4 protein-coding genes are annotated in these 8679 nt (G+C 68.4%); all 4 read left to right on the plus strand.

Annotation, left to right across the window (positions count from 1 at the left end):
• Window positions 1-649 (plus strand): hypothetical protein (locus tag K8I61_01610; GenBank protein MBZ0270705.1); only part of this gene is annotated, 649 nt, incomplete at its 5' end.
• Entirely contained in the window at window positions 649-1092 is a 444-nt protein-coding gene (gene aroQ, locus K8I61_01615) for a type II 3-dehydroquinate dehydratase (protein ID MBZ0270706.1), read from the plus strand. The genes K8I61_01610 and aroQ, both read left to right, overlap by 1 nt.
• An 11-nt stretch (window positions 1093-1103) precedes the next feature.
• Window positions 1104-2156: an aminopeptidase P family protein gene (locus tag K8I61_01620; GenBank protein ID MBZ0270707.1), complete on the plus strand. Its 1053-nt coding sequence runs from the start codon at window positions 1104-1106 to the stop codon at window positions 2154-2156.
• A gap of 31 nt (window positions 2157-2187) precedes the next feature.
• A partial coding sequence (locus K8I61_01625) for a tetratricopeptide repeat protein (protein ID MBZ0270708.1) occupies window positions 2188-8679 on the plus strand: 6492 nt, incomplete at its 3' end.

An 8679-nucleotide genomic window follows, 5' to 3' on the forward strand; every position in this document is an offset into this window, starting at 1 on the left:
CACGGCCGGCGGCGCGGCGGACATTTCCGCGGCGGTTGCCGCGACATCGGCCGCGCCGCCGGCCGTGGCCGAGATCACCGTGGAAGAGGAGTGGATCACCGATTACGGTGACACGCCCGGGGACGAATCACCCGTCGAGGCGGACGATGCCGATCGGCACGTGGCGTATCTTCCGCCGCACCCCGAGTTTCTGGAGGACGCGCCAAAACCCGGATTTTTCCGCCGGGCGATGCGAAAGCTTTTCGGTCGAAAAGGTGTCGTGAAAAATTCCGCGAAGGCCGAAGACGTGAAGGACACGGTCAAGGAGCCATCCGGCGACAGCGGCGCCGATCCCGCCCACGCAAACGCGGAGAACGATTTCGAAAGCAAATTTTTCGACCGTGTGGATTCGCCGATCGACGATCGCCCGGGAGCGGATGCCGCCAAGCCGGAGACGCCGGCGACGGAGCGCGGATTTTCCGACAGGCGCGCGGGTGACCGAACGCCGGCGGTATCCGCGGCCGAAGCGAAGGCGGCGCCGGAGGAAGACGCGGGCGGCGACCGGCGCGAATCGGACGACCGGCGCGACGCGGCGCGCGACGCAAAAGGCGGCCGGCGACAGGCGGACGAGAAACGGAAAAAAGGCAAAACCAAAAAGCGGAGGCGATGATGGCGCGCGTCGACATCATTCACGGACCGAATCTGAATCTGCTTGGCGAGCGCGAGCCGGAGATCTACGGCCGCGCGACGCTCGCGGAAATCAACGACGCTCTCGTCGCCGCCGGCAAGGCGCGCGGCGTCGAGGTGCGTTTTTTTCAGAGCAACCACGAGGGCGCGCTGATCGACCACATCCAGGAGGCCGGCCGCGAGGCGGACGCGCTCATCATCAACCCCGGCGCATACACGCACACCTCGATCGCGATCCGCGACGCCGTCGCGGCGCTGTCGATTCCGGTCATCGAGGTGCATCTTTCGAACACGCAACGGCGCGAGCGATTCCGCCGCCGTTCGTTCATCGCGGACGTCGTCACGGGACGTATCGAAGGATTGGGCCGCGCGGGCTATGATCTGGCGCTCGAATACGTTCTCGATCAAATCCAGGAGAAGAAGTGACGGCGCAACGCATGGGCGCGGCGCGGCGACTCGCGGCGGATGCGGGCGTCGATGCGCTGCTTGTCTGGAATCTCGCCAATGTCCGGTGGCTTTCGGGATTCACCGGCACGGAGGCGTCGATCGTCATTGGCCGCGACAAGGCGTTTTTCCTCACGGACGGGCGATACGAAACGCAGGCCGCCGACGAGGCGCCGGATTTCGAACGCCGCATTTCGTTCGACAAGATCGCGCTCATCGAAAAGGCGCTTTCCGAGTGCGGTGCGCGGCGCGTCGGATTCGAGGACGAGACGATCACCGTCGGCCGCCTTGCGGCGTTGCGCGACGCGGCGGGCGACGTGGAGTTCGTGCGCCTCGGCGACAAGGTCGACGGCTTGCGACTTCGCAAGGACGCACGCGAGATCGCCATCATGCGGCGCGCCGCCTGGGCCGCGGAGGTCGGCTTCGAGGCCGCGAAGGCCGCGCTGCGGCCGGGCGTTTCCGAAAGCGAGATCGCGCTCGTTTTGGAGACGGCGATGCGCCGCGCCGGCGCGACCCGGCCGAGCTTCGACACCATCGTCGCCTCCGGAGGGCGCGGCGCCCTGCCCCACGGCGTGGCGTCCGGCAAGATCATCGCCGAGGGCGAGCTTGTGGTTATCGATTTCGGATGCGTCGTGGATGGGTATTGCTCGGACCAGACGATGACCATCGGCGTCGGCGAGGTGGAACCCGAGGCGCGCCGCGTTTACGAGATCGTGCGGGTCGCGCAGCAGGCGGCGATCGACGCGATCCGCCCGGGCGTCCTGTTGCGCGACGTGGATCGCGTCGCGCGCGAGTCCATCGCGGCCGCGGGATTCGGCGATAAATTCACGCACGGACTGGGGCACGGCGTTGGCATCGAGATCCACGAAGGCCCGCGCCTGACCTCGCGCTCGGAGGCCGTGGCGGAGCCGGGCATGGTGGTCACGGTGGAACCGGGCGTCTATTTGCCCGGACGATTCGGTGTGCGTATCGAGGACACCGTCGTCATTACGGAAAGCGGGTGCGATCGGCTGACGACACTCGACAAGAATTATACACGGGTGTAACAGGCTTTCATCGCATCGCGGGAGAGGTGTTTTGGCCGAGAAAAAAGGCTCGTTTCTTTCGAAAATCCGCTCCAAGCCGAAGCCGAAGGTCGACAAGGATCTCGAGGCGCTCATCGAGACGGTCCAGGAGGACACGTCCGACATGCGCGCGCGGCTCAAGCTCGCCGACGCGTATCTGAAGCGCGACGAGAAGCTGAAGGCGCTCGACCAATACCTGCTCGTCGCCGAGAACTACGCCGAGCAATCGTTCCACCCGAAGGCGGTCGCGGCGTTCAAACGGGCGCTCGAGGTGGACCCGCAGATGATCGAGGTCTACATCAAGCTTGGGCGGCAATATCACCGTCTCGGCCTGATGAGCGAGGTCGTATCGAACTTCACGAAGGCCGCGGAGATCCACGAGAAGGCGGGGCGCAAGAAAGAGGCGCTCGACACGTTCCGCCAGCTCGCCGAGCTTACACCCGACAACGCCGTCAGCCGGCTGAAGATGGGGCAGCGCTACCTCGCCGAGGGTTTCCGCCAGGACGCGCTCGAGGAATTCCTGAAGGCCGCGGACGTTTTTGAACGCCAGCGGAAAACGCCCGAGCGCCGCAAGCTGCTCGAAGGCCTCATCGACAAGGGCATCGACGAGCTGAAGGTTGTTTCGCCGCTCGTGGACATCTATCTGGACGCCGGCGAACACAACGAGGTGCTGGCGCTTCTCGGCGGGCTGAAGAAGGACATCACCGGATCGGTGGCGCTGCAGGAGGCGATCGCGCGGTCGGCGCGCGCGGTCGGTCGCCGCGATGTCGCGCTCGAATCGCTGGAGCGTATCTCGCGCCTGTACGACATCTCCGGCCGCCCGGACAAGGTCCGCGAGACGTGTGGTGAGATCAAGGAACTCGATCCGGAAAACGCGTATGCGCTCGATCGCCTGGAACGCTACCGCGAGCCGGAGCCCGAACCGGAGCCGATTCCCGAACCGCCCGCCGTAACGGAAATGGAAGTCGCCTGGGAGGATCACGAGCTCGAGATCGAGGTGGAAACCGAGGCCGACGAGGGCGTCGAGGTCGAGCTCGAGTCCGAGGAGCCACTTGTCGCCGAGCGCGTCGAGGAGATCGAGGAGTTCGATGAGATCGAGCCCATCGACGGGCTCGAGGAAGCGGCCACCGCCGCCCAGCAACGCCCGCCGGACGAGGATGTGCCGGCGGCCGTCGAGGAAGATGCCTGGTCCGTGCCCGCGGAGCACCTGGACGAGGCGGATACCGGCGAGGTCGACATCTTCGGCGCCGAGGAAGCCGGACTCGAGGACATCGAGCCGATCGAGGGCGAGGTCGATCTGTTCGGCGGCGAGGGCCCCGCGACGCCCGCCGGGCGCGCGCCCGGCGCCGAGCCGCGCGCCGATCGTTTCCTGTCCGTCTCGGATTACCGCGCCCTCTCGCGCGTGGACGCGAACGCTTATCTGGAGGGCCTTCGCGGATCCGCGCGGGCGCGGGAGGCTTCCGGCGCGTTCATGGAGTACATCTCCGACCTGAACGCCGAGCTTCCGCACGACATCCCCGTGCTCGAGATGCGCCGCGAGATGGCGATCGAATTCGACGACCGGGACGCCGCGCGCGAGTTGACCGAGGAATTGCTCGACGCGGCGCTCGCCTCAAACGAGGAATCGCTCGCCGCGGGGTACGCCGAATCGCTCGCCGCGGACGCCGATCGCGAGCCGCGCCTTTCTCGCCGTCTCGCGGAGTTTTTCGAGACCCGCGACGCCGCGCGCGCCGCGGCCTCGTTCGCGCGCCTTGGCCAGGCGGCCGCCGGCGCCGGCGATCGGGATGCGGCCTGCGACGATCTTTCGCGCGCGGTCGCGCTAATGCCGGAGAATATCGAATATCGCCGCGAACTTCTGGGCGCGCTGCGCGCGGCCGGGGACGCCGAGGGCGTGGCCGAAAACGCGAAGACGCTCGCGGGGCTGTATCTGTCCGCCGGCGATGTCGCCGGCGCGCGCGAGATCGCAAGCCACTGGCACGCGGACCAACCCGAAAGCGAAGCCGCCTTCGAGCAGCGGCTGGCCGTTGAGGAAACCGCCGGCGACGCCGGCGCCGTGTCCGCCCTGCTATCCGGCGAGGCCGGCCGCCTGCTCGAAACAGGCGCGCCGGAGCGCGCCGCGGAGTTGCTGGGACGCGCGCTGGAATACGAGCCGGAGGATATCGGCGTGCGCGAGACGCTCGCGCGGGCGCACCGCGACGCGGGCGACCGCGACGCCGCCGCGACACAACTCGTGGAGATCGCGCGCATCGATCTGGCGCGCGGCAAGAACGCCGATGCCATCGTCCGTCTTGCCGAGGCGGCCGGCCTAGCGCCCTCGTCGTTCGCGGTTCGGGAATCGATCGCGCCGATGCTCGATAGCGCCGGCGACGCCGACGCCGCCGCCCGCGAATTCGCGGCGCTCGCGACGCTCGCGAAGACTCAGGATCGCGACCCGGCGCCCTATCTCGAACGTGCGGCCGAGCTTCGCCCGAACGCGCCGGAGGTACGGCGCGCGCTTATCGATCATCTGCGCGAGTCCGGCGAGACGGCGCGGGCGATCGATGAGTTGTATCGCCTCGCCGAGTCGCGCCAGAAAGCCGGACACGCCGAGGATACCGAGTCGGCGCTGCGCGAGATCCTCTCGATCGACGCCGGGCAGGCGCGCGCCCATCGGCAGTTGCGCGACCACTACATCACCACCGGCCAGGAAGACAAAGCGGTCATCGAACTGCTGGGGCTTGCCCAAATCGCCCATGCCGCGGGCGACCGATCCGCCGAGCGGGCGGATTACGGCGAGATTCTCGGACTGGATCCGGACAACGTCGATGCGCGCCGCAAGCTGATCGATCTGCACCGCGAGGCCGGCGACATCGAATCCGCCGCGGCCGAAATGGTCGCGCTCGCCGACGCGCTCGAGAGGCGCCAAGACATGAGCGGCGCGGCTGACGTGCTTTCCGACGTCATGAACCTGCGTCCGGGCGACGCGGCCGCGGCGTCGCGGCTTAAGGATGTCTACATCGCGGGCGGCCGCGTCGACGACGCCGTGGCGATGCTCATGGACGCCGCCAAATCCGCGGAGGCCGAGGGCCGTCTGGCCGACGCCGCGGCGACGCTCGGCGAGGTGGCGAGCCTCTCGCCCGATCATCTCGGCGCTCGCGCCAAGCGGCGCGACCTGCTGCTGGCATCGGGCGACACGGGCGCGGCGGTGGACGAATTGCGGGCGATCGCCGAGGCGCAGCGCCGCGCCGGCCAGGGCAAGGCTTACGAATCGACGCTCAAGGAGATCGTGCGCCTTTCACCGGCGGATCTGGATGCGCGCGAGCGTCTGAAGGATCACTACATCGAAGGCAACCATCCGAAGAAGGCCGTCTCCGCGCTCGCGGATCTTATCGACGCGGCCTTTTCGGCGGGCGATTTCGATGTCGCTCGGCGCGCCGCCGAGGAACTCGACGAGCGGTCGCCGGATCACGAGGCGGCGCTTGTCGCCTTTGCGAACCTGGCCGAAACGGAGGGACGCGCGGACGAGGCCGTCGCGCGGCTCTGCCGGCTCGCCGAGGGCGTCGCCGACCGCCAACCCGAGCGCGCCCGCGAATGGCTGGCCCGCGCGTCGCGGCTTTCGCCCCAGGCGCTCGAACCGCGCGAGAAGATGCGCGATATCGCGCGCGCGGCCAGGGACGACGTGGCCGAGGCCGACGCGCTCGGGCAGCTTGCGCCGCTCTACGTGCAAGCCGGCCGCGCGGCGGATGCCGCGACCGCGTACGAAATGTATCTCGCGCGGCGCGGCGGCGACGAGGACGCGCGCATCGCGCTTGTCGACCTGCTGCGCGAGGCCGATCGGGGGCACGAGGCCGCGGCGCATCTATTGACACTCGCGGAGCTTACCGAGGGCCGCGGCGATCTGTTCCGCGCCGAACGATATCTCGAGGACGCGCTCGGGCTTGACGCGCAAAATCAGGACGCGCGCCGCCGCCTGTCCGAATTGCATCTGCGCGCCGGCGACACCGACAAGGCGCTGCGCGAGCTGTTCGAGCTCGAGGCCACGGAAGAAGATCGCGGCAAGTTCGACGAAGCGATCGGCCTTTTGCGGCGCATCCGCGAGGTCGATCCGAAAAACGAGCAGGCCGCGCTCAAGCTCGTCGATCTGTACGAGATCACCGATCGCCCGGTCGAGATGGAAAACGAGCTCTACGTGCTGGCCGTGATTTATGGCGAGCGCGGCGACACCGGCGCGGCGCAGACCGCGCTTCGCCGGCTGATCGCGCTGGCGCCCGACAACGAAGCGGCGCATCAGCAACTCACCGAGACCTACGTCGCCGAGCAGAACATCCCGTCCGCCGTCGCGGAACTGACGCGCTTTGCCGATGTGCTCGCCGAAAACGGCCGGTACGACCTGGCCGCGGCGAAGCTGCGCGAGGTGCGCGTCCTGGATCCGGAAAACGACCGCGCGGCGATCCGCATGGCCGACCTGCTCATCCAGGCGGGCGACACCGACGCGGGCCTCGACCAGCTTCTCGAGGTCGCGGAACAAGCCCGCGCGGCCGGCCGCGCCGACTTCGAACAGGAGGCGCTCGAAAAGGCGGCGCAGGCCGCTCCCCTTTCCTCCGACGCCCAGCATTCGCTCAAGCGCCTGTACCTTCAGATCGACCGGCCCGACAAGGCTCTCGACGTCATGCTGGCGTTCGGACGGCGTCTTATCGAGGCCGGGCAGCCCGACGTCGCCGTCAAGGCGCTGCGCAGCGCGCTTGAAAACGACGCCGAGAACATCGCCGTGCTCGGCAACCTGAAGGACGCGCTCATCGCCACCGGCGACACCGGCGGCGCCGTCGAGATGCTGGCGAAAATGGCGCAGGTCGCCCGCGCGCGCGGCGAAACCGACCAGGTCGAGCGCCGGCTCAAGGAAATGCTCGAGCTCGACCGCTCGAACCTCGAAAGCTGGCGCCGCCTGCGCGATTTCTATTTCGACATGCGGCGCATGGACGCCGCGGCGAAAACCGCTTTCGACGCGCTCGACGCCCTCGCCTCATCGATGACCGAAAACGAGCGCGAGGTCTGGCTGCTCGAAATCCTCGCGATCGAACCCGCGCATCAGCGCGCCCTGCGCCGTCTGGTTGACGTCTACAAGGAGTCCCGACAGACCGACAAGGCCGCCCGCCGCGCACTCGAACTCGCCGACGCCTACGCCGCGGCCGGCCAGGGCGCCCTGCTTGAGCCGCTGTATCGCGAGATCCTCTCGATCGACGCCGCGAATGCCGCCGCACACCGCCGCCTGGCGGAGCTCTACCGCCGGCGCGGCGAACACGAGGCCGCGGCCTCCGAGTTGCTGGTTTTCGCCGAGATCGAATTGACGGCCGGGCGGCTCGACGAGTTGCCCGCCCTGTTGCGCGGCGTCGTCGACACCGGCGTCCAGACCGAGCGCGCGCTGACGCTGTTGCGCAAGACGCAGTCGCTGCGCGGCGACCGCAAGGGCGCGATGGCGACAACGCAAAAACTGGTCGATCTGGCGATGGCCCGCGACGATCTGGCGGTTGCCTCGCGCTATCTCGACGACATGCTTCAGGTCGAGCCGGACAACCTGACGGCGCGCGAGCGCCTGGCGCACATTCGCCTGCGCGAGGGCAAGACGCGCGAGGCCGTGGCGGATCTGGTGATGGTCGGCGAGGAAGCGGCGCGGGTCGGCGATCGCGATCACGCGCTGCGGGCGTTGTCCGCCGCGATCGAGGCGGATCCGGATCACGTTCGTGCGCGCGAGCTGCTGCTTTCGCACTACGAGGAGCTCGGGCGGGTCGACGAGCAGCTTGCGCAGATCGACGCGCTGCTTGGCGTTCAGCAGGCGGCCGGCCGCGCCGCCGCCGTGGAGACGCTGCACCACAAGAAGCTTCAGCTCCGTCCGGGCGATCGCGCCTCCGAGGATGCACTAGCCGACCACTACGCGCGCACCGGCGAGACTGAAAAGGCGACGTTGCTCCTGTTCGGCATGACCGACAACGCGCTCGACGCGGGCGACCGCGACCGCGCGATCGAGTTGCTTTCCCGTATCTCCGCGTACGATCCCGAGAACGAAGAAGCGCATCGCCGCGCATCCGCGGTGTACCGCGAGGCGGGCCGTTTGGGCGAGGCCGCGAATGAGTTGCTCAAGATGGTGGAGATCGCGGCCGCGGGCCGGCGCTTCCGTTCCGCGGAGGCGTATCTCCAGGAGATCTTCGCGGTCGATCCGCATCACCACGAGGCCCAGGAACGCCTGGCGCGGCTATTCATGGAGCGCAGCGGGCGGGAGCAGTCCATCCGCGAGCTGATCTCGGCAGGCGATCGCGCCGTCTCGGCGGGCCGGCTGGACGAGGCGCGTGCGTCGCTGCACAAGGCGCTCGAACTCGATCCGGAAAACGTCGAGGCCAAGAACCTGCTGGCCGCGATCTACTACCGGCGCCCCCGCCCGCCGCGACGCGACGTGCCCGAATATTTCGAAGATGTCGAAACGGCGTACGCCGATGTTGGCGACATCGATATCGCCTGGACATCCGGTGAGGAG

Source organism: bacterium (assembly GCA_019912885.1).
GTDB lineage: Bacteria > Lernaellota > Lernaellaia > JACKCT01 > JACKCT01 > JAIOHV01.

Coding starts and splice junctions, on each gene's coding strand:
- K8I61_01620 (MBZ0270707.1), top strand. CDS start 1,104: ATGGGCGCGGCGCGGCGACTCGCGGCGGATGCGGGCGTCGATGCGCTG.
- aroQ (MBZ0270706.1), top strand. CDS start 649: ATGGCGCGCGTCGACATCATTCACGGACCGAATCTGAATCTGCTTGGC.